The organism is Pseudobacillus sp. 179-B 2D1 NHS, assembly GCF_045370945.1.
Lineage (GTDB): Bacteria > Bacillota > Bacilli > Bacillales > Domibacillaceae > Pseudobacillus.
This window is the reverse complement of the sequence record NZ_JBIQDP010000001.1, coordinates 258,948-282,242: the sequence shown is the minus strand read 5'-3', so window position 1 is coordinate 282,242 and position 23,295 is coordinate 258,948. Positions and strand designations below refer to the sequence as shown.

Below are 23,295 nucleotides of genomic sequence, written 5' to 3'. Positions count from 1 at the left end.
AGCGCTCGAGGCGACTGGCTTGTTGTATGTCTGTTAAATTTTCCATCTGCTTTTAATGATGCCCGCTTCTCTTAATGTATCATATATAATCACGATAGCTGGCCCCACGAAAAATCCGATAAAGCCAAGCAGCTTAAATCCAATAAACAAGCTGATTAAAGCAGCTAATGGCGAAATGCCCATGTTGCTTGAAAACACCTTTGGCTCCAATATCCGCCGAACAACAGTGATAACGATAAACAGCACAATCAATCCAAAGCCAAGAAATTGATTTTCCTGGAAAAAACAGATGATGGCCCACGGCACGAGCACAGATCCCGTCCCTAAGATCGGAAGAATATCAACAAAAACGATTAATATGGACAAGAGCAGTGCATACGGCACTTTTAAAATGGCTAGTCCAACAAATGACATGAAAAAGGTGACAATGCTCAGGAAAATTTGCGCTTTAATAAAACCAATTCCGGCGCGATTTAACTGCGCAGTAATTAAATAAAGCTTCTCCTTCGTACTCTCTCTCAAATGCCTCTCCGCTTTAATTCGCAATCGTGACAGCTCCAGGCTGAACAAAAAGACGGCAATTAAGTATACTAGAAACTCAATTAAAAATCCCGGTATCGCTGCGGCCAGTCCAAACAGCCATTCAACGATTCCCTGCAGCATATTTGTCACTGACTGCAACGTATTTTCGATGGTTTTTTCAAAGGATTGGAACGCATCAACCGGCAGCGATTTAAAATACCGTTGCGACTGATCGAAAAAGCCCTTCAGTGACTCTTTGTAAAAATCATTAGCAAAGGATGGCCCCTTCTCTGCAAGTGTGACTGCCTGATCAATGACCAGCTTCACAATGAACCAGATGAACAAGGCAATAAATAGGACATAGAGCAGAAAGGTGGCAAGCACTGCCCGAAAACGCGGCCATTTAAAACGCATCATAAACCATTTAACGGAATTCTCCAGCAGGATGGCCGTGATCAATGCCAGCAAAAAAGGCAGTGAATAGGGAATTAAATAGATTGTTATGATTATTAGTGCGATTGTAATAATCCATCTCTTTATCATTGTCGTATCTACTGCTCCTCACTTCATATCTCATTATGTATTAATTTCTATAATAAACTATTCTCCTTCGCAAAGTCACTTTTCAGGCTGCAGAAAAAGTGTTTTTCCTGTTGATTGGCCCGTGACAAACCAAGAGAATAAGTGATAATATGAACTATTATTTCAACTATATAACGGGGGGACATCCATGAATAAAAAATTAGAGAAAGCCACATTTGCCGGGGGATGCTTCTGGTGCATGGTGAAGCCATTTGACCAGTGGGAGGGTGTCTATAAAGTTATTTCCGGTTATACGGGCGGTCAAACATCCAATCCAACCTATGAACAGGTAAAAAGCGGGACAACCGGCCATTTAGAGGCGGTTGAAATCACATATGATCCGGCTATTATCTCCTATCAAACCATGTTGGATCTGTACTGGCCGCAAATTGACCCGACAGATGATGGCGGGCAGTTTCAGGACCGCGGCGATTCTTATCGCACCGCTATTTTTTATCATACACCGGAGCAAAAAGAGCTGGCGGAGGCCTCCAAGAAAGAAATAGAGGAAAGCGGGAGATTTCAAAAACCAATTGTTACCCGAATCCTGCCTGCGGCAACATTTTACCCGGCTGAGGATTATCATCAGGACTTCTATAAAAAGAATCCGGATGAATATCAAGCCGACCGCGCGCAATCAGGGCGCGATGAATTTATTGAAGAACACTGGACAGAAGAAGATAGTAAGCAATGAAACAGGATGATATGATAGAGGCAGCACATAAATAGGGAGATTGAAATAGCGATGGGTACAAACCTGGCAAAATATGAAAAAGTGATGAATTATATAAAAAAAGCCATCTCCAGCGGCGAATGGCCAATCGGCAGTAAAATTCCGAGCCAGCGCAAATTGGCCGAACAGCTGTCCGTGAATCGTTCAACGATTGTCACAGCGCTTGAAGAGCTAAAAGCAGAAGGATTGATCGAGGGTGTCATGGGGAAAGGAACCCTTGTTGTTAACAATACATGGACGTTGCTTGCTGCAAGCCCTCCGTCCTGGGATGAAGCTGCCCTGCTCTCTTTCCCTAAAACGGTGTCTGCCCCACATTCGGAAACCGATAACACAAAGGAGCCGGATCATTTAATTGAACTGAGTAAAGGCGAGTTGGCCCAGGACATCTTCCCAAAGGATAATATGCAGCAAGTCATGATGCGGCTCGCTCAAAGTCTGGAGCCGTTCGGCTACGAAGAACCTAAAGGGTACCTGCCGCTCAGACAGGCGATCAGTGATTATATGAAAAAGCAAGGAACAGACGTGTCCCCCTCCTCGATATTAATTGTTTCCGGAGCGATTCAAGGACTGCAATTAATATCGGCTGGGCTTTTGCATAAAGGGTCGACCGTTTTCTTGGAAAAGCCGTCTTACCTTTATTCCCTTCATATTTTCCAATCAGCCGGCATGAATTTATCAGGCCTGCCCATGGATGAGAAAGGATTACAGCCCGCTTCCCTTGCGAAAAAGGCACTGGACGGCCCTTCTTCCGTTCTCTATACGATTCCGTGCTTTCATAACCCTACGGGCATTTTAATGTCGGAAGACCGCCGGAAAGAACTGCTCGATGTCTGTGCGGAAAAACGGCTGCCCGTCATTGAAGATGATATTTACCGCGAGCTCTGGATTGACAGCCCGCCACCGCCGACACTCCAGTCACTTGATTCCAACGGGCATGTACTCTATATCGGCAGCTTTTCCAAAACGCTCACGCCCGGTCTGCGCATCGGCTGGATCGCAGGATCAGAACAAGTCATTGATCGTTTAGCGGAAATAAAAAAGCAGACCGATTACGGCTCCAGCTCCCTTTCACAGCTGGTGGCGGCTGAATGGATTTCAAGCGGCCTGTACGAGCAGCATTTGTCCTTCGTCCGCGAAGAATTAAAAAAGCGCCGGACGGCTGCTTTGAAATCATTGAGTGAGTATATGAGCGACCTGGCTGAATGGGACATTCCTGCTGGCGGGTTTTTAATCTGGCTGCGCATGAAAGAGAATATCCAGTTAAAAGACATTTATACAAAAGCGTATCAAGCGGGAATTTCCTTGAATATGGGAAGTATTTACACAGAGGAATCGGTTCAGGCAATCCGCCTTTCCTACGGCTACGCGTCCATTGAAGAATTTGAGCAAGGCATTAAGAAACTGCGGCAAATCATCCTTGAAGACAACAAATAGAAGATTGACTGAAAAAACAGGTGATAATAATGGATTTTAAAATACACTACTTATCTTTCTTTTTAATCCGTGTGGATGACAAAGAAGAAAACAAGCGGGCGCAGCACTTTCGTACACTGAACGAAGAAGAATATGAAAGCAGTCCGCTCAGGGACTTTCTTGACGGGGAGTTTACGAAAATCGTCAAACGCAAGGCCGAACGTCATCCAAAAGCCGAACAAGTCCCTACAAAAATTGGCTTTTTCACAGCGGAACCGGGCCATGACTTAACATCAAACCCGAACTACAACCTTTTTGCCAAAGCCCGGGCCGCTTTTTCCTTGTTAGAGTTTCAAGAAGCGAGTGAACAATTCGCCACACTTTACACACAAACAAGTGCCGCGCGCGGCGGTGTCTTTATCGTTGCTAAAGCACAGCTAAGAAAGTATTTTGACGATGCCTTTATTTTCGTATTAAAATGCGATTTCGAACCGAAGGTGGCCTCGATCTCCGACGCCTCCTCCCTCATCGAGCACGTCGAACTGGCGATTACAACGAAAAACATGAAATCGATCCAATACCCCTACATGCCCGAAGAAGGAATGATCGAAGAAGGCGAACTAAAAATCCATCAAGCTTCCCACGCCCGTTACTTTGAGGACTTCTTAAAATACGTCGGCTACGAGCAATCCATGCCTGAAATCGTAAAAACACAAGTCATGGACTTCGTACGGGAAACGGTCATTGAAGACTTGGAAGATGAAAGTCCCGAACGAGCGCAGTTTGAAGAAGCGATGGAGATTTGGGCAGAGAGTCCGAAACGGGAGCTGCAGGAGCGGTTTTCAACGGAAGAAATCGTGGAAGCGGCCAGCCGCATGGTGGAGCACACACCTGAGCTTGAACTGAAAATGAAGCTGGACCATATGGGCGTCAAAGCGATGCTGTCGGACTTCGGAGAGTCGGTTCACTTGGCTAAAATTGGCGACCGCTATGTCGTTTTGATGGAAGCAGATTCGGTAATATTTGAAAAAGGCTTCTCTCCGATTGAGTTTCATAAGCCTGAGGAGTTGGATGAGGTGGTGGAGCGGATTAGGGAGAAACAGCTGGTTGGCAAATAAGGTTTTTGAGGGATTTTTTGGATTGAGGGGATCGCTTAAAGTGTTGATATGACTAGGATTACAAGGGTTTTTATGACCACGATTATGACCAATAAAAATATAAAAAGACGGTCTTAGAGCTTGTGTTTTGGGATTCCATTTAACTAAAATTTTTCTTCTAACCACTTCTCTAGTAAAAAGGCGAAGCGATTTATATTTAAGGAGCGATAAGAGAGAAGTTCAAAACATATTTGTTCTACTTTTTTCTTGCAGCTGCTACAAGACACTCGTTGAATCGAACTATGGTATTGTCTTTAGCTAGAATTTTACATTGTATGGTTATCAAGAGGCTAAAAAAACCTATCTGGTTATGTTTTCTAATGAATTAAAAAGAGTTTAATCAGAAATTTAACCCTTTAGCAAGCGACTTTAGTGCTTGTTTGTAATTGAAATTGCTGACCAGAGAATATGCTCTAAAGGTTTTTAATAAAGATTTTCTTTTGCTATAACTTGAAATTTCTAGTCAAAAAAAGACAGGGGGATTACAAACTGCTCCCTGTCTTCTATAAATATTTGAACATCTTCAATTTCAAATATCTCATTCTTACTAAATCTTGATATATCCGTGTTTATTCATACTATCCTGACGTTTTCACGCCCATGGTTTTAAGTCAGTTAACATCTTTATATAAATTCCTTTCTGTAGGATTTAAATCCTATTTTTTTATGGTCTGTTTCGTTAATATCATATGCTTTGAAAACAATCGAATCTTCAAAAATTATTCCTAATATATTATTGTATCTGTGATGGGTATCATAGATTTTCCATCTAATTATATCACCTCCTACATTTAAACACTCCTCTTCATTATAGATAATAACTAAAGCATTTTCACATTCTACAACAGTACCAAATTTAGCACTAGCACCTGAAATAATATTTCCTTTCCAAGCCTTAAATTCTACAAATCTAGATCTGAAGCTTAAATTTTGTTTTTCTTCTTTATTGAAAGTTACTATTTCCAATTTGTTATTATCAAACACTCTATATAATTTATTGTTGCTCGCCCAACTTATTTCATGTATTTGTTTTTTATAGGATTTAAATATACTAGATTCTTCAATAGTTTTATCTATATAATTACCTTCTTTTATTTTAGTATTTGATTGTACAACAAAAGCGCCCTCTATAGCAGAGGTGCTATATATATAGTCATTTATCCAATTAACCGAATTTGAATGTTTGTTCGATAGAAAATAAATATTTCTATCTACTTCTCTGACATTTAAACTGTTATTTAATGGTTCTTCGTATATATTGTATTCATATACCCCTTCGTCTCCAGCAGATAAAGCCAGTCTTCCGTATGTACCTACTCTAATATCATAAAGTTGGCTATCCCATATTTTTTGTTTGTCATTAAAACTCAACATATCCACAACATATAATCCATTATCTGTATTTATAAATACATCATTCTTATAAGAGTCAATAGAGATCGCTAAATCATGGAATGGTAATTCAAATTCTCTTTTTAAGTAATTCTCTAGTTCATTTTTTGAAATATCTATCTCTGTATCTTCATATAAAGATGAATAATCATGTTCTAACATAAAAAATTGCGACATATTACCCGTTTTATTTTTGGATTTACTTTGAAATAATTCAAATATTTTATAATTATTCCTTTGCTTTGATAAGTCCATAATAAATCTTTCCCAATCGTAAATTTCAATTTTACCATCAAATGTCCATAGAATTAATTCATTATACTTAATTAAATAATCCCAAAACTCTCCTTCTATTTTTATAGTTATATGTTTCATTTAAATTGTGCAACCTTTCCCTCTTAAAATTTTAGACATATCAGCTCGTTTAATAATCCCTTTCCTAACCCAATCTTTTAAAATTTTTGATTTAGGTCTGTCGTGCATGGATTTTCTATAGTCAACTGGATACCCATGCCATTGCTGGTTATTAGAGCTGTCAACAAATTTCGCAATCTGTACATCATCATTTTGAGTACTGCGTCCTAAGATTCTATTTGAATTATTTATCCTATGTATAGACCAACCTTTATCGTTATCTACTATCCAGCTATTCATGCACAGCAACCTAAAACTTTCAACTTCTTCTGTTTGGGTAATGGTCCAAAGAGATTTATTGCTATTTTGTCTATTTCTATGATGATTAGCTAAAATATATTTATATCTTCCTACGTTTATAACATTATGCGTTTGTGGCATTGTTATACACTCCTTTATTTTCTAACTACAATGTTATAAATACTACCATTTGAATTAATTCTCATTTTAACTTAAAAGTTACCGTGACTTATTACGAGCATAAAAGAACCAAATAGAGGACTATTCTTTAATATCTTTACAAATAATTTATAGTCACTTTGGTGCATAACCTCGAAGAAAGTAACACTGGTATTTTTTATCAAAAAACCCTACCTCATGTCCAGGAGATAGGATTTTTGCCTGTAATGAATAATGAGAATTCGACTACCAAGCTCTTGCTTATGTTCCATTATGCAACTAGGACATTTTGTACTCAGTTGAAGGAACAGAAGTTTTCTTTACAAGGGAGTATTATATATTTTATTTACGAACTTGGTTAGGAAACCTTCTACACATCAATATTAGTTTAGTCTCGTCTGTGAATTCTAAAGCATCGCAAATCGCGATTTCAATTGTACCATGAGGCAGCCTCTTATAACATAAGCCATCAACCAAAGTTGTTGAAACATTTCTTTTATTTTCCTAAGTCCTTTAATTTAAATTGTTTAATAAATTTCAAAAAATCTGCTGGCGTCATTCTATCTTCCTCTAAAATTTTCATAGCGCCTAACCTCCAAATCATGTCCCCTGGTTCCGAGAAACTTCTACGTAATTTTCTAAAAGTTTCAAGAGCTGTTTGGGCCCAATCTACAAAATCTTCTTGTAATACTAAATAGGTTTCTCCACCGTAAACATCTACGTTTTCTTCATACTCTTTTGTTGTTGTGATAAACACCGTTTCAATTGTGGCTTCTCTATTTAACATTTGAATATTATCTCTAATCCACTTTTCATGGGTTAAAGCTTGTCGTACATGCTTTGTTAAGATCTTTTTATTCTCTCCCGTATAAATTTTGTCTTCTGAAACTAAACAATAATCACCGTTAATTATCCACCATGGGTCTGGACTAGAATGCTCATCCGAATTACCAACGATATATCCCAGCAATTTTCCTAACTCTTGATGACCTTCTTCAAATTTATTTCCTTCATCACTTTTAAGTAGAGTAAGAATTTTCTCTACTCTTTTCTCAAACTTAGCTGGACTCTTTATACCATCTCTGTAAATTTCTTCTTCCATTCGTTCGACAACATCCATTAAACCAAAATTCACAGCATTCTCTTTAGATTCTTCTTTATTAGGAATAACCTTCTTAAACCAACTAACATTAAAAGCATTTTTTGCTGCTTTATCTAAGTAATCTTTCATAATTGGATAATAATTTTCATTACCATTTTGATACGTTAAATAAGCTAGATAACCACCCATATAGTTCCAAAAAGATTTATAACCTATTAAAGCTTTTCCATTAAGTTTACTAATAATTTGGTCAACGTTGCTTAAAGCACTTTCATAATCTTCTTTCCATATAGCATATTGAAACTTAACTTCAAACTTTGCACATTCATTTAACAGCTCATTGCTCACAGGTCTATCGGAGTCTGCTTCAACAATATAGCTCTCCCTAAGAGCTAAAATTTGTTCTTCAGCTGCATCCCAATCATCAGTTTTATTGATTAAAGCATCCATTGCTAACAAAATATTATCAAAATTCTTTAATCCCTCTGAATAAGTATAGCCAAACTCAAGTTCTGCACGTAACTCTGATGGGAATTTTTCAATCTTTTTCCTAGCTGTTAAAGTTTTTAATAAATCTTCTCCCATAATACATACAACTGCATAATCTGTATTTGAACGTGTGCATCTTCCAATTGCTTGAATTAATTTTGTTCTAATTCGTTCCTCAAACAATATAGAAGCAGCAAGCTTTGAACTTAAAAACTTTTCTTGTAATCCTGTTCCATTAGGTAACTGATTAATAAATAATAAATGACACTTATCTCCTTCCATATCTATGCCATCATACCTGTTTGCTAAAATAGCAATTGCGTCATCGCTATTAACAAAGGAAGAAAAATCTTGTTCAATTTTTTTTATTGTAAAGATCTCAGAGCTCATATTTTCCTGAACAAATTTTGAATAGTTTTGAACGCTTTTATTATCCTGGACTAATAAGAGTGACCGAGGTAGCTTTTTATTCATCTCAATAAACAGCTTTTCATATTCTTGAGGTTTAAATGAAGCGTCAGGAAAAACAAAATATCTTCTCCCTATACTTTTCTGCTTCCACTCATCTACAATAGGTAATCTAGTTATATTGCTTACTCCAATTATCCTTTCTAATTCACCGCTTTCTCCTAAAGTTGCAGACATGTAAATCCGTTGTTTTGCCTGTCTAAAAGGTTCATGAGTCATTGTTGGTGGAATATAAGGTCTAATTAATAACCTTCCACTACTTAAATATAAATTACATGAATTTAAATGCTCTTTTATATTAATCCAAGGATATATTAACTTATTTTCTTTATTTGCTCTTACTTCTATAATATCTATTATTTCTTGTCTCTTACTGTGAAATTTTAAATTTGGAAACTTATCAATCCAGCTGATTGCATCAATAGTATCTTCATTATTTTTTAAGTATGATAATTGAGTATAATCTAAATCACTTCTAATACATTCAACTAAAGTATCAAATAACTCTTCATGTTCCTCTCGATTAATTTCTAATGACCAATGACTAGCTATATAATTTTCCGCTCCATGTGCATCATCAAAGATGATAACATCTGCATCGCTAAAAAAAGGTTCTCTTATAAACAAACTACTATAGTTAGTAACAGCTATTACCTCCGCCCGGTTATATGCCGTTTTTGATGTTTGACTATAATCTCTTATTGGTCCTGTAAAACCATACGCCTTTATCCCATAGGTATTATTTGCTTTATCAACGACCTGGTTTACCAATTGATTATTAGGGCATACAAATACAACTTTTTCCTTGAATTTACGCCGTCTAAATTCACCTATTAATAGTCCGATTAAGGTTTTACCAGCACCTGTTGGTAACTCTAATGCAACATCTTTACTATGTAACCCTTTTTTCATATAAGCATCTATCATTTTACTTTGATAATCTAGAGGTCCATTAATAGTTTTTTTTCTATTGTCTTGATACATTTCTTGGGGTGTTTTAAAATTTGTACTGTCAACTTTTATTTTATTAAATAAACTCATACAACTATCTCCTTTTTATCTACTATAAAATAATTATAAAAATTTTCTGTACATTAATCTTCCTTTGTAGACGTTTGAAATACTAGCAAAGTGTTTATAACCCATTGACTCTAAATCACTCTATATCGTATCTGACTTTTTATAAACATTCCTTCTAAAAACAGCTGAATAACGATCTTGGCTGTTTTCTTAAATTTGTAAACTGTACCATACACTATTTTGCCTAGGTATCACTTCTGCTCTCTTCAATACAAACTTAGGAGGTTCTGATATTAGTTATTTAAGTGTTATTCTAAGCAAAAAGAGCAGCAAACATTTGATTGTTACTTTCTTCTAATACAATAAAATAAAAAATTTATTAGTTATGTGTATAGGAACAACTAAAAAGGTAGTATGCTTCTGTCACTATAAAAAGCCTTTAATGAATTAAACTGTAAAGGTGTTAAGCGTTTCATTTGTTGAATGGTTTTAAAACAATCTTCCCAAGTCAGCCAACCTATGTGTTTCGTTAGTTTGACTAACTTTTTATGACATTCTTTATCTTCAAACCATCCTGTAAGAGTGGGTAAATCCATAGCAAGAGCCGTTGGGTCATTTTGGTATTGCTTCAATTTAAAATAGTAGAGCCTACTTCCTGGAAACTCCCTGTAACGTTCGGGAGTAACTAATACAAAATAAAAATTTTCTACGTTATAATCCACTGCTTCTAATCCTACTTCGATACATCTAGCTATTTGGTTTCTTTCCGTTACATACGTTGTTTGATATGATATATCAGAAGTATATTTGCACTCGAAGAAAATCTTTTTATCAGTGTTAACCTCTAACAAAGCGTCAAAGTTAGTTTTTCCTTCGACTGTTTTCTGAGAATTACATTGTTCTCTTAGATATCTGACTGGATTAGAAAGAGCCTGGCCCCTTAATCTATCCTGCATATTCTTCGACGGTGAAATAGCTCGCTCTAACATTAGATTTGTATTATGTATGTTCCATGACTCGCTTGGAAAACATTTTGTTAGAATATCGTTCCATCCATCATTTCCACTCTTTTGAAGGGCTGCAAATGTAAGCAGTGTAATGATTGTTTCATCTTTATCAGATTGGAGAATATGCTTCAAGTTTTTTTCATTACTTTCTTGTCCACTAACAGAATATTCATACGCCTTTTGAAGAGATTCTTCTATTCTACTAATTCTCTTTTCTTTGTCACCAACAAATAGAGACTTTAGATACTCTCTATCAAATATTAAGGTCATCTACTCCCTCCTTTTGGTGACATAGTTTATCAAGCTTTTCATTTTAAAATGTTCACTAACTCTTTACACCTTGAATATTTTTCTCCTATGCCATTCCATATACTGCTGCTGACTGTCATCCATCTCTAGTCTCATAGCTTCATTAATATTCAAAAAAAACCTCGTTACTTCATCCAAACTATCTGAAATCAAAATTGTTCCATCATCAACACTAATATAACCCTCATCAAATAAAGCATCTTGGTTAGGGCTGAGTGACAACCAATAGTTTACATCCAATCTTCTCAACAAAAACTTCAATGATATTACAAAACTTATATCTAATTAAATTGGTCTCCACTTTTTATACTTAGGATTCAACAAAAACGATAGTAGATGTTCAACCAACTCTCTTTCTTCCTTCTCTTCAATCTCTAACCAAAATACTGTAAAAGTTCCTTGATTATCTTGAAAAAAGACATCCCTTCTACTATCTGAACCTATTTTTAATAACTTATTATAATGACTTTTGATTCTTGATTTTATCGGTCTTCCCTTACCTACATAAAGAATCTCTTGTGCAGCATCCCCGTAAACATAAATACCTTTCTTATCGGACAAATTAGATTCAATTAACTTTATATTTGTTTGTTTTTCTTGATTACTATTTGGTACTACTTGAGCAAGCCTAAACGAATTCCACAAGGGGGATGTTAAAGGATAGTATCCTTTTTTCTTTAATAGATCTTCAACATCTTTTTTCAAGCATTTCACTTCCTAAGATTAATTAAAGACTTTAGTTCTTCTATGGATAATACGTCATCTTTCCTTCTATGTATCATCCTATGACAATTAGAACAAACTGGAGCAAGATCTTTTTCTGGGTCAATAACTACCTCTTCACCTATAGTACTTAATGGTTTGACATGATGCACTTCGATGAAGTCCTTCCTCCGCTCGCCATAGACCTCTTCAAAATTGAATCCGCAAACAGCACAGCTTAAACCATGAATTTCAATTGCCTTTTTTCTATTTTCTGGTTTCCTTTCAAATCGCTTTCCATAATACTCTTTAACTGCACCTTCTTTATAATAGGCATCATCTTCAGCCTGTTCCGCATCAATGTCATTTACAATGACCTCTTTTAGCTTCTGGCTATCATCAAATTGACTACTTAGCCTATAAAGACACTCAATGACTGAACAAAAGTCAGTATTCTGCTGTTTTAGTAAAATTATTGCGTCATCAATACTTATTCCACTGAAAATACCTTTGTGGACATTTTTTAATCCAATAAAATGTAGTGTATTCCCATTGCTTGGTAACCGCGGCTTTCACCCAGGTTTAAACCTATGATCTGTTCATCAATCCAGCGATGGCTTTCTGAATTAAATAAGTATTCGTAGACAACTCTATCTCTAATATAATCTTCATAGAGATTATATTCCCTAGAACGTTTCACTGGTTCAAGATGTGGAACACTATTTTTAGAAATCGGCATTTTTCAAAGCACCTCTATGTTTCTTATAAATTACTATTTTTTAATTTGATTTAAATACATTACCACGATGCCATCCCATATATTGCTGCTGACTGTCATTCATATTAATTTTCATACTTTCATTGATATTTAGAAAAACCTTTGTTTCTTCGTCCAATCTATCGAAAATCAATATTTTTCCCTGATCATCAAAACTAATATATCCCTTATCAAATAAAGCATCATGATTAGGACATAGCAGCAACCCATTATTTATATCAAGTCGTTCTTGATTGTTAGATTGACTCCATGGTTTGATATGGCTTGCCACAAGGAATCGTTCATCTGTTACACCACATAATCTACATTTCTTTTTAATTGCTAAAAGAGACTTTTTAAAAGTGGATTGACCAATTCTGGACTTAATAACCTGTTCTTTCTCAGTCTCTGTTATTTCACTATCAATGATATTTTCTAGATCGCTTGAACCTAGTTTACTTTCTGTGTTGACATTGCTAGAATTCCATAATTTCTGCAGTTCTTCTCCGTGTTCTAGAGATAATAAATAATTTGTTTGTTGTCGTAGTCTTAGGATAAGCAAATCTTTTAAAACTAGATGTTCAAGAAGGGAAAGTCGACTTATAAACCCATCTTCTAGTCTTACCTCTAGAACTTCCAACTTTACAGCTAGATATGGATTTGCCCAATCATCTGTATGCCAGTAATCTTTCGCATTTTCATCATCTGTTCTTTCTTGAGGTAAATTCACTACCCTAGTCTTTGCAAATATTCCTCCAGTGCCTCGTTGTCCACCATCTGATCTCCATAGAAAGACTTCATCATTTAGCTGGATTTTATCACGAAAATTTTCTTGTCTTAATGACCACCAGATATATTTGTGATTTGTAACGTAACTATCAATATCAAAAACCCTAGGGTTACCTTGAAATATCCAAATGTTCATTCAACTCAATCCTTTAATAAAATATGAACCCAATATTTTGCCGCCTTATTTTGTATACATAGGTATATTATACCACATAATTAACTCTTTATAGAATGATGTATATGGCACTCAACGGATAGCAGCAAGACCTTAATTACTCATAATACGCAGATAAGCCATCCTATCCTTTATTCCTATCGTACCCCCATTGAAATTCTCCCTTTATATACTTGTTGACGTTCTTTAATTATCTTACCTAGGATTAGCCTCCATACCCTAGTTCCTTTTGCCAAGTTAGATAAACAAAATCCCTCATATGAAGATTTCATAATGCACTAAAATTCAATTTTAAAATAAAACTTAGATTAAAAGAATAAAGAGAATTGAAATCCTCAAACCGACACACGAACCATTCTGACAATCTATGAAGTGTATACCCTTACTTTAGTGAATAAGAAAAGCGTTCCTGCTTGGTACAGAAACACACCCTATTCGTTGAAGAAGACTAACCAGTGGTGTTTATTTACAAAAAAAGAAAAAGGACTGTTAGATCAGTCTTTTTCTTTTTTAGGTAAGTGTACCCTGTTAAATTCTGAATATTGTATACTACTAGTAAGGATTTCCAAATGTGATTATCGAGGAGTGTTAGCTAATTATGACTGACAGAATTAATGTATGGACAACGTCAAGGGACTCTGCTGTTTGTGATGATATTGAATTAAAAAAGACATCTACTACTAGACTTATTTTTAGACCTCAAATAGTGAACAATATTAATATTCCCGAAGCATCTGTTAGAGGATGCTTCATCTTTCAAAAGAAAGGGAAAAATGCCTCTTGGGAAGATTATAAAGAGTTAGAGTTAAGTAAGTTAAAAGCTGAGGAATGGATTAAGCTAGAACTAAACTCTGAGGCTATGCTGACTCTTACTAGAGAAATTCAAAAACATTATGCAGTACACGAGAAATATGGGGTTATGTCTGGAGGATTTCACCTTTTCAAGAATAACCCTGATATTGAGAGACTGGTTGAAATTTTTGGGAGTAACACTAGTCTGTTTACTCAATTAATGGAAGATGACAAGAGTGAAGTTCTAGAGAAAACATTAGAATGGATTGTTACAAATGATAATCCAGATAAAATAATTGACAGGCTTAAAAACCTACAAGAGAAAGATTTAGACCAACTTAATACTCTTGTTGGGATAGCTAACCTTAAAAAAGTATTGTCTGTTTGGGAAGGTAACAAACTCAATAATACTTCTGAGAAGTTTTGGCAGAGTGTCTTGAAAGAAAATACTTGGATTTTGAGTCAAATTTTTTCTAATCCAACCGTTTTGATAAATGATGAGGCGTATGTAGGAGGGAAGACCATTAACAATGATAGTGGTAAGTTAGTTGATTTCTTATATGCGAACCCTTTTTCAAAAGATGCTGTACTTGTTGAGATTAAGACTCCCTCCACTCCTCTAATTACTCCCAATGAGTATAGAACAGGAGTATATTCAGTACATAAGGAATTAATGGGAGCAGTTACACAAGTATTGACTTATAAGACAACCCTGCAGAGGGAATATCAGACTATAGACTATAACAATTATAAACAAGGAATCAAAACTGATTTTGACATTATTAACCCTTGTTGTGTTGTTATAGCAGGTAGGTTTGATACATTAACTGATACCGCCCATAAACATTCCTTTGAGTTATACAGAAAAGAGCTAAAAAATGTAACTGTAATTACTTTTGATGAGCTGTTTGAAAGAGTTAAGGGGTTAATTCAGCTATTAGAAGGATAAGCCCTCTCCCTCTCTTTTTGCTTCCTCTAAGCTTATAGAATCAACCTATTGAAGCTAAGTAAGATCATTAAAAGAAAAGGCAAATCTAAAGAGTATGTTTGCCTTTTCTTCTTTGTTTTAAAATTAACCTCTTGTCCCAGTTAGTTTGAGTATAATCACAAAAAAGGACAACTTAAATGTCGTTTTGTAGGTTTTTATAGAAATTTTCTGATGCAACCCCACCATATTTCATTATGTAGCAAACACAATAAAAGACGGGTTTTATTAGTTGGTGTGTAATCGATGTAATGAATTCAGACCCCATGTTCAATCATCCGCTCCAATTTAAAAAAGGAGATCCTCATTTAAGAGACCCTCCTCCTGCTTCTGATACTCCTTTTCCTACAACTATGCTCAATGACCTAACAGCCCACCTTCCCAAAAAACCATACATAATATGAAAAATATGGTAAGTAAAAATACTTTAGGTTATAATTCAAAATGTCTATGTTGGATTGTTTTCTCCCAATAAATAGTCCGAATATTAACTATAAACTAAATGTATGTTGAGGTGAGTGGTATGCGAATAATTTTAATATGGATCGCCCTATTAGTAGGTGTTCTATATGTTGTAGTTCATCAATTCCTTTTACAAATTCCTGCAAATGGAGATTGGCAATATAATTTAGGAATGTTATTTCAGGCTTTGTCTTTATCTTATATTGCTGCTTTTTTATTTTACCTTGTTCATAATCATTATCCTTATTTAAGAGCTAAGAAAAAATATCAACCAGTTATCAGTAGAGAATTAAATGATCTATGGGAAATCTGTAACGATCTAACCTATATGATGCGTCGTCATTCAAATGTTTCTGCTTATGATTCTTCACCGTATGACTTCAAAAATTCCGTTCCAAAACAATTACAGCATTTACCTGTTAATTTTAAAAATGAAGAAACTGAAAAAAACGTAAATAGCAATGGTCAAATTCTTTACCCTCTTCCTCCTGATAAAGAATTTGATGAGAAAAAGAAACCAATAGCGATAAGGGAACTAGGGTTTGATAGATGGAGCGAAGCAATAGAGTATGTGAGCTCTAATATAAGTAATACTTTAGATAAGGTAATAAAGCTAAAGGATGTAGTAGAAGAAGAAACTATTTTAAAGATATTTGATTTGGAAAAAAGTATCAACGATTTTAGAATAGTAGCAAAAATTTACGAAGAATCTAATTATAAAACATTTAAAAATGAATACTTAGAAAGACAATTTATTAAATTTTACGAAGGTACTGAAGAGCTACGAAAGTATAATAAAAAATACAAAGATCCTTTCAAGAACAAAGACTAGTATCATAGACTCTCTCTAAAATGTAACAATATGGATTTGTAAAATCAAAATTTCGTGAATTCCATTTAGCCTATCCAATTGAATCCAATAATAAAGGCAGCTATTTAATCTAGCTGCCTTTTTCGTTTATAAAAAATATTTCTTAGTACCTTAATCTTATGATTCTCTTTAATTCTTACTCCTCTTCTCATTATCAATTCGAACCCAAGGTTCTAGCTCGTAACCGCCTTCCCTCAAAGTTATTTTTAGTCTATTCACGTAACATTTATCGAATCCAATTGTTCCGAGAAGTACAAGTTCAATATAATGTAACCCTATTTGAAGAATCATTTATTTTTGATTGCTCATCATGATGCTCCTTTTTCATCCGATACTCCGATTGCCCCACCCTTAAACTTTCCTTTACCAGTCTTATAATGAAATTCAGCTAATGGAAGAGCCCATTCAGCAGTGTGGCCCTTATGAAGCCATCTTGTGCAGTAGTTCTTTGTAGTCGAATTGTTAATATGAAAGTGTATAAAGTATAGTATTTCTTCTTCATGCAATACTTTAAGGTATTCTACAACGGACTTTCTATTTATTCCTGTATTCCTTACAATTGTATCAATTGCAGTGTATGAAATTGGAGAGTTACTTACACTGTAGAATATATTACCTATCATATTGAGATAGGTTGCAAATACTTTAGGCCTATAATCACTTTTCATTGCAATTATTTTTTGAATATCCTTGTAAAACACTTTCGCAAATCCCGACTCTTCTTCGTCCTTGCCTATTGGTTTGATAAAGTAATTGTTAGCGGGTTTTAAATCGTTCACCATACTTTCCATTGCTAGATTTTCGTAAATCTCGATATGTCCCATCTCCTGCAGTCTAAGTAAGGATTCTTTTGTTCTAGCCTTTGTTGAACTTTGTTCCGTACTCATACCAATAAACCTCATCATATGAATAACTCCGGTAAAAGCCGCTCCTTGAAAGTTGTTCGCCAATGATTTAATAATTGCTAAATGATAAATATCCAATTCACCATTCTTGCCTAGATTCTTGGTCTCCATTAGTGACTTGGAAATCTTGATAAACGATTCTTCCCTTTCTTGTTGTATAGTTGATTTTGTTTCGGTACTCACTTTTTTCTCCTTTTCTAATTGTATTTTTATCTCTTACTCACTCAATAGACAGATTTCAGAGAAACTTATTTGAGGGGGCAAAAGGAGGCTTTGCCGACTCCCCCCTACATTTGTATCTACTATGGATTGTAGTTGGTACTTTTTCGAATCGACCTTGTATAATTCCATTAGCATATTCTTTTAATAGCATTGGCCCTAAAGTTTTCCTCGGTACTGTTGCAATGATTTCAAGTCTTATTCTATCAGCTTTTGCTATGTTATAACTTTTAGATAATACCCACGCATTGTCCTCAATATTAGCTGTATTAGGCTCACATACAGTCTGTGGGAGTTTATGGTCTACTTGTAAATTACTAGTTCTTTTGCAGATTTAGCAGAATAAACGTATTTCTTAAAAGTTGTCCGTTTTTGCTCCTTGGTGAAATCACCACCATTTACTCTACATTTCTTTTCTCGGTTATTATTACATTCCTTGCAAGCACTAGTAAGACCCTCTTTTTTACTTCTATCTCGACTAAATTCTTCTCCATTCTTAGTCTTTTTGCATTTTGTACATTGTTTTTTCATTTGTATGAGTAATGAATAGACTCTCTCTCACTCACCCAAACTATTTTTACTACTCGACCCTCGCTTTCTTTAATTTAATTTAATTTGTTTTAGCCACTCCTTAGACAACATAAAAAGGAGAGGATCTAAATGCAATCGACCTCTTAGAAAGCACACTTAACCCTATCCATAGTAGGCATAAATTTCGCCTAATCTACAGTACGCCATGGGTATTCAGTAAGTGTGCCTCCTAATGAGGCGGATGCATTAGATTCTCTCCCTACCTAGTTTATTTGTTTGATGATATATTAATTATCGATTTAAGTTTCTATATCGTACCACTATTGGAACCTTAATGCAAACAGAATTATTAACGTTTACTTGTTTAAATATTCGAGGTGTTTTGCGATGAGTGAGAAAAGGATGATAACTGTCTCCCTGCCAATTTAACATCCTTGGGACTAAGACAATTTTGTGTCTAGGAAAGGGATTACAGACATAAACACTCGGTGTAAGTACGCATCGAGACTTACATTAGAAATACTTATTGTTGGGCTACTTTCGTTGACTGAAAAGCACCGAATATCCGTCTCGTATCGAAATATTTAGAACTTGATAATGTGTAGCTCGATGTGCATCTCTTACTGCAGAGCAAACGCATCTTAATTGTTTGGAAAGACGTCCTTATTTTTTCAAATTAAAGCAAAATGTTTATCCTTGTCTTATTTCTCTACTCTCAACACTCATCTTCTTTGCTATAATCAGATGTATATTCCACTAAAAACCAAAATTCTGTACTACCAAAGGAGACACTTAAAATGAAAACACCATACAAAGTTCTGGCCTCCACGCTGCTTGTAGGAGCAATCCTATCTTCCACTGTTTCTGGAGCACAAGCGGCATCATTTCCAGATCCTATCCCTGCTCAGCCAACAAAGGATTTTCCATTTACTGACGTGCCATCAACATACAAAGATACTGTTAAATACTATTATGGTTACAAAGTGATTCAGGGGGTAAGCAAAACTGAATTTGGTTGGAATCGCTCAATTAAACGAGTAGATGCAGCTCTTATTCTTGCAAAAGTACTAGGTTACGAGTTTAAAGAAACACCACCAAAAACAACGTTCAGGGATCTTCCAACCCGTGCGATTCACGCCGTTTCTTATCTTCAGGCTGAGGGGATCGTAAATGGCAAAACTCAAGCATCTTTCGGAGCTGACGATACGATTACACGTGGTGAGTTTGCGATCTGGGCATCACGTGCGTTTGATAAAGAGCTAATGCCAGCAGATAAAGCCAATCATCAATTTACTGATGCAACAGGGCGCTACAAAATTGCTATTGACAGACTACAAGCATCTCATATTACAAACGGAATGACCCCTACCCATTTTGGGACTCACTCCATTATTAGAAGAGGCGAGTTTATTATAATGCTTCATAAACTTGATATGCTGTTCGATCCTGATTCTGATGTAAATTATCCACCAGACGAGAAAGAACCGATATTAGAAGGACTTCCTTCTTCAAGCGAAGGATTAACTTTTCAAGTAGCTAAACCGACTTATTACCTTTCCTCCGATAAAAGCATAGACTTCGTTATTACTAACAAGGGCAGTAAATCGTTTTTGTTTGACACTGAATATACGTTGGAAAAGAAAGATGGAAATGCATGGAGAGAGATTGCATATAGTGACCAAATTGCCTTTCCATTAATTATGGATGTGGTAAAGCCAGATGGTGAATTTAAAGGACATGTGAGCCTTGACTCCGTCTTCTTTAAAGAGCCAATTACAACCGGAGATTACAGACTTGTTCAAAAATTTTGGAGTGATGAGGAAACAAAGTCAATGGAATTAGCAGCATATTTTTCGATCTCAGAATAATCGAAAAGCATTTTCGATTTAATAGATTGTTTTTCCTCGTCCATCTTTCTCAGAAACATAGGCTTTTCAACCACACTTAGAATAATGAAATGTATTGGTGAAGCTAAAAACAGCCGTTTTATAAACGGCTGTTCTCCTTATCAACTCTTATTAATTCATTCCAGCTTGCTATAGCTACTTCTAAATGTTCTTCATTTGCCTTACTTGTGAAAACGTAAAACTGCAAAAAAGATCCTAAGATATAGAACGGAACCAGCACTTTTTCAATAACCTTATTGCGATTAAAGTGAATCTCTGTACCAACAGAAATGCCAATCAAACCAGCTAATAAGCTATTAATATCCAATAATGTAACTAATATTATCGTTATACTGACAATAAACACTAAAAGATTAGTTCCACAGTGCCTGTTAACTCTTGAAGCAAGCTTTATATTATCAAGAGAAATATTCTTTCCTTGCTCATAAGCATTGACTATCTGATGTTCTGCAGCATGATACTTTCCTAAAGGTGTTATTTTTGGCAACAGAATAAACAAGGCATGAGAAAGTAGCCAAACAGGAATGTTTATCCTTTCAGCTCCTCTTTCTTCGAAAACAAAGACACTTAATAAAACGACCATGGCAGCTAATAAAAACACAGCAATTAATATCTTCCAATTTTCAAACCACATAACAAGCAAGTTCCATATTCCTCTTATGAAAGGTGTCTCGGACATAAAATCATAGAGTCTTCTGAACTTCTTCCCTCTTCTTCTTAATGTTTTTTCTGTATGAATTTGAATAGTTCCATTCTTTATCCTTGTAGCTGTTACAATAAAACAATCAGAAACAAATGTTACACCATTTATTCTGGCCATGCCACCCCTGATATTTGTCAATAGAATCAATCCTCATCAATATTTACCATACTAGTAATTCACCTTCCGCTTTAGTAAGTTACACTCAATTGCCACAGAAGAATTCTAGTTTTTCCAAGTGATTAGTTTACTGTCTTTCCCGACTACTAGAGAGCGCAAAAATGATTCAATATAAAACCCTCAAATACTGTCTCCTTTTGTTTTTAGCCATCTCCTTCTTTTAACAACGAGGCACTTAAAACAGAGACAATTATCTTCTCCGCTACAATCAATCCGTCTTGAGTTAAGGCTCTCTGTTTCTCCATATCGCTTAAATCTAGAGTCATCCTCCCATTCCCTTTCGATAATTACAGAGTCAAACGACAGTAGAAAATTTTCAATGGAATGACGAATGTGAAGATTGCGAGCTTTAGCTATTGTTTTCACTGATTTTTCGTCTTTTGCTCCGGCAAAAAGCCAAAGTGCATAGTTCTTTGAAGGTCGAAGATACCAGATTAAAAGATGTTCTAATACATGGAGAGGATGTTTATTTGGGTCAGCGATAATCACTTGAAGAAATTGAACATTAGGTGCGAGCTTTCCATGAGAGCCGTAGGCATGGCTATTGAGCCTATTCTTAAAGTCATTATTGCACATGCCTATGTACGTTACATCCCCTTCAATATTCCTAAAAAGATAAATACCATAAACACCATTCAAAGAAGTAATATTGAAGCCTTTAGAGTGTGTATAATTTCTTGACAACTACGAGATTCCTCCTTTTTTTGACATAAACATTATTAACTAAATTGTTATCTGCCTTCTGATGATTATTCTAATAAAATTAAAATAGCTCGTCAACTATATTTTTAAATTTTCTGAATACCGTGTTAGTAAGTTACTGTTACAGTAATTAACTGTTTTTTAAAGATGGTTGACAAGGTATTTAATTTATCAATGATCTTACTTTTAATTATTTTAAAATAATTAATTATTATTAATCATTAAAAATTCGTTTGAACTTTAAAAATATTGATAGTGTGTGAATGAACGAACTACCTGCTAATTTAAAACATACTAGCTCTAAAAATGAGGGAATTAGCCCCCTTCTGCTCTCATCCTTACAGATAAGGTTAGTAATTATCCAATAATGCGAATACGTTAGTTTTAAAGAGTCTCTCGCTGTAATTGTAGTTGCTATAATGCTTTTCTATCCTTAAAATGATGATATACAAAGGAAGGGATTATCACATGCCGACTTTTCAATATGGGACTACAGCAATTGAATATGACATCGAGTACACTACCAATAAAAATGATATATCAATCATTATTGAATGGATGGAAGGCGTTCGAATTATTGCTCCTCAGGGAATTGCTAGTGAGCAAGTTGAAGGAATCATACATAAAAAGGCTCCAGTTATTCTTCAAAAGTTAAGGGAAGTAAATGAGATAACAAATCCACCTTCGCCCAAAGAGTTTATCAGTGGCGAAAAATTTGCTTATTTAGGTCGCAAATACCGTTTAAAGGTTTACAGAGAAGAAGGTCTTAAGAAAGCAGGTTTGGCCTTTGTAAGAGGAAAATTCATTGCAACAATTCCAGCTACAATGAATGAAGACGAAAAGAGGCGGCAGCTGAGAGAACTATTTAAAAATTGGTATCTTGTACATGGAAAGGCGAAGCTACAGTCACGTTTAGATCTGTATAGTGCTAAGATGGGAGTTACACCTAAGGACTTGCAGTTAAAAGAGCAGCGAATGCGTTGGGGAACTTGTACACCTGAAGGTAATATTTATTTAAACTGGCGGATTGTCATGGCTCCGATGCCTGTTGTTGACTACGTTCTAGTCCATGAGTTAGCACATTTAAGATACATGAATCATAGCAGTGACTATTGGAACTTTGTACGCTCCATTCTTCCCGACTACGAGAAGCACAAGGAGTGGCTAAGATTAAACGGGCCTGCTCTTACGTTAGAATAGGAAAGCCATCCTTTAATGGATGGCTTCATTTACTTCACATTAGCTACGTCTTTATGAACTTCTACTTCATACTTCTTGTTTACTAAATACTTCATTCGTAGATATGTTAAGGCCTCGTACACCTTTTCAAAATCAGTGGTGCCTTCGGAGTTTAAAGTTAAATGCGCTGGTACCATATAGTTCTTTTTACCATTGTAACTCATCAAAATGAACACTGCAGGGCGACGAGTCCCATTCTTTTCCCAATCAACTGTTCCATAACACACATGATATTTCGTATTCCCATCTGGATTATGATTGGCATCAATAATGATTTCCTCTTCAATGTTATATACCTTAAAGCTATTACTCATAAATATTCCTCCTTAGAAAATTTGGTTATCACCTTAAAACATAGAAGCTTTTCTACTT

21 protein-coding genes are annotated in these 23,295 nt (G+C 35.4%); 7 read left to right on the top strand and 14 right to left on the bottom strand.

What is annotated here, in order from left to right:
- Positions 1 to 33: 33 nt before the first annotated feature.
- Positions 34 to 1,065, bottom strand: coding sequence for a sporulation integral membrane protein YtvI (gene ytvI / locus ACH0BF_RS01505; protein WP_120031390.1), 1,032 nt, complete (start codon positions 1,063 to 1,065; stop codon positions 34 to 36).
- 187 nt (positions 1,066 to 1,252) lie between these two features.
- Here ytvI and msrA point away from each other — a divergent pair, with 187 nt between their 5' ends.
- From msrA to ACH0BF_RS01490, 3 genes are read left to right on the top strand one after another with little or no spacing between them, the layout of a single operon-like run.
- Complete coding sequence (msrA, locus tag ACH0BF_RS01500) at positions 1,253 to 1,798, top strand: peptide-methionine (S)-S-oxide reductase MsrA (RefSeq protein WP_340854065.1); 546 nt, start codon at positions 1,253 to 1,255, stop codon at positions 1,796 to 1,798.
- Between the two features lie 51 nt (positions 1,799 to 1,849).
- Positions 1,850 to 3,271: a MocR-like pyridoxine biosynthesis transcription factor PdxR gene (pdxR, locus tag ACH0BF_RS01495; RefSeq protein ID WP_406908688.1), complete on the top strand. Its 1,422-nt coding sequence runs from the start codon at positions 1,850 to 1,852 to the stop codon at positions 3,269 to 3,271.
- Positions 3,272 to 3,300: 29 nt separating this feature from the next.
- Positions 3,301 to 4,368: a DUF3900 domain-containing protein gene (locus tag ACH0BF_RS01490; protein ID WP_406908687.1), complete on the top strand. Its 1,068-nt coding sequence runs from the start codon at positions 3,301 to 3,303 to the stop codon at positions 4,366 to 4,368.
- Between the two features lie 663 nt (positions 4,369 to 5,031).
- Here the strand turns inward: ACH0BF_RS01490 and ACH0BF_RS01485 are convergent.
- The 9 genes from ACH0BF_RS01485 to ACH0BF_RS01445 all read right to left on the bottom strand — a co-directional run bounded on the left by ACH0BF_RS01485 (position 5,032) and on the right by ACH0BF_RS01445 (position 13,391).
- Complete coding sequence (locus ACH0BF_RS01485) at positions 5,032 to 6,174, bottom strand: hypothetical protein (RefSeq protein ID WP_406908686.1); 1,143 nt, start codon at positions 6,172 to 6,174, stop codon at positions 5,032 to 5,034.
- Positions 6,175 to 6,594 (bottom strand): hypothetical protein, encoded by a 420-nt coding sequence (locus ACH0BF_RS01480; protein ID WP_406908685.1) that lies wholly within the window; start codon positions 6,592 to 6,594, stop codon positions 6,175 to 6,177.
- Positions 6,595 to 7,108: 514 nt separating this feature from the next.
- Positions 7,109 to 9,712 carry a DEAD/DEAH box helicase family protein gene (locus tag ACH0BF_RS01475; protein ID WP_406908684.1) on the bottom strand — a complete coding sequence of 868 codons (2,604 nt, stop codon included), beginning with the start codon at positions 9,710 to 9,712 and terminating at the stop codon, positions 7,109 to 7,111.
- A gap of 380 nt (positions 9,713 to 10,092) precedes the next feature.
- The gene (locus tag ACH0BF_RS01470; RefSeq protein ID WP_406908683.1) at positions 10,093 to 10,968 is read right to left on the bottom strand and encodes a hypothetical protein; all 876 of its coding nucleotides are present in this window, start codon (positions 10,966 to 10,968) and stop codon (positions 10,093 to 10,095) included.
- A 63-nt stretch (positions 10,969 to 11,031) separates the two neighbouring features.
- On the bottom strand, positions 11,032 to 11,256 hold the full coding sequence (locus tag ACH0BF_RS01465) for a hypothetical protein (protein WP_406908681.1): 225 nt from the start codon (positions 11,254 to 11,256) through the stop codon (positions 11,032 to 11,034).
- A gap of 36 nt (positions 11,257 to 11,292) precedes the next feature.
- Complete coding sequence (locus ACH0BF_RS01460; protein WP_406908680.1) at positions 11,293 to 11,712, bottom strand: GIY-YIG nuclease family protein; 420 nt, start codon at positions 11,710 to 11,712, stop codon at positions 11,293 to 11,295.
- 5 nt (positions 11,713 to 11,717) lie between these two features.
- Positions 11,718 to 11,888, bottom strand: a complete 171-nt coding sequence (locus tag ACH0BF_RS01455) for an HNH endonuclease (RefSeq protein ID WP_406908787.1) — start codon at positions 11,886 to 11,888, stop codon at positions 11,718 to 11,720.
- Positions 11,889 to 12,232: 344 nt separating this feature from the next.
- A complete protein-coding gene (locus ACH0BF_RS01450; RefSeq protein WP_406908679.1) occupies positions 12,233 to 12,448 on the bottom strand; it encodes a hypothetical protein in 216 nt (71 codons plus the stop codon).
- 40 nt (positions 12,449 to 12,488) lie between these two features.
- Positions 12,489 to 13,391 carry an HNH endonuclease gene (locus tag ACH0BF_RS01445; protein WP_406908678.1) on the bottom strand — a complete coding sequence of 301 codons (903 nt, stop codon included), beginning with the start codon at positions 13,389 to 13,391 and terminating at the stop codon, positions 12,489 to 12,491.
- Between the two features lie 637 nt (positions 13,392 to 14,028).
- On the opposite strand from ACH0BF_RS01445, the gene sduA reads away from it, so the two are divergent.
- Positions 14,029 to 15,171 (top strand): Shedu anti-phage system protein SduA, encoded by a 1,143-nt coding sequence (gene sduA / locus ACH0BF_RS01440; RefSeq protein ID WP_406908677.1) that lies wholly within the window; start codon positions 14,029 to 14,031, stop codon positions 15,169 to 15,171.
- Positions 15,172 to 15,730: 559 nt separating this feature from the next.
- On the top strand, positions 15,731 to 16,501 hold the full coding sequence (locus tag ACH0BF_RS01435) for a hypothetical protein (protein ID WP_406908676.1): 771 nt from the start codon (positions 15,731 to 15,733) through the stop codon (positions 16,499 to 16,501).
- A gap of 347 nt (positions 16,502 to 16,848) precedes the next feature.
- On the opposite strand, the gene ACH0BF_RS01430 is transcribed toward ACH0BF_RS01435, so the two are convergent.
- Positions 16,849 to 17,628, bottom strand: a complete 780-nt coding sequence (locus ACH0BF_RS01430; protein WP_406908675.1) for a hypothetical protein — start codon at positions 17,626 to 17,628, stop codon at positions 16,849 to 16,851.
- Positions 17,629 to 18,992: 1,364 nt separating this feature from the next.
- Between ACH0BF_RS01430 and ACH0BF_RS01425 the strand changes: the two genes are divergently transcribed.
- Complete coding sequence (locus tag ACH0BF_RS01425; RefSeq protein WP_406908674.1) at positions 18,993 to 20,063, top strand: immunoglobulin-like domain-containing protein; 1,071 nt, start codon at positions 18,993 to 18,995, stop codon at positions 20,061 to 20,063.
- A gap of 118 nt (positions 20,064 to 20,181) precedes the next feature.
- On the opposite strand, the gene ACH0BF_RS01420 is transcribed toward ACH0BF_RS01425, so the two are convergent.
- Positions 20,182 to 20,943 carry a DUF1385 domain-containing protein gene (locus tag ACH0BF_RS01420; protein WP_406908673.1) on the bottom strand — a complete coding sequence of 254 codons (762 nt, stop codon included), beginning with the start codon at positions 20,941 to 20,943 and terminating at the stop codon, positions 20,182 to 20,184.
- Between the two features lie 159 nt (positions 20,944 to 21,102).
- On the bottom strand, positions 21,103 to 21,666 hold the full coding sequence (locus ACH0BF_RS01415) for a GIY-YIG nuclease family protein (RefSeq protein ID WP_406908671.1): 564 nt from the start codon (positions 21,664 to 21,666) through the stop codon (positions 21,103 to 21,105).
- A gap of 486 nt (positions 21,667 to 22,152) precedes the next feature.
- Between ACH0BF_RS01415 and ACH0BF_RS01410 the strand changes: the two genes are divergently transcribed.
- Positions 22,153 to 22,884 carry a M48 family metallopeptidase gene (locus tag ACH0BF_RS01410; RefSeq protein ID WP_406908670.1) on the top strand — a complete coding sequence of 244 codons (732 nt, stop codon included), beginning with the start codon at positions 22,153 to 22,155 and terminating at the stop codon, positions 22,882 to 22,884.
- A gap of 29 nt (positions 22,885 to 22,913) precedes the next feature.
- On the opposite strand, the gene ACH0BF_RS01405 is transcribed toward ACH0BF_RS01410, so the two are convergent.
- Positions 22,914 to 23,237: a hypothetical protein gene (locus ACH0BF_RS01405; RefSeq protein ID WP_406908669.1), complete on the bottom strand. Its 324-nt coding sequence runs from the start codon at positions 23,235 to 23,237 to the stop codon at positions 22,914 to 22,916.
- Between the last annotated feature and the right edge of the window lie 58 nt (positions 23,238 to 23,295).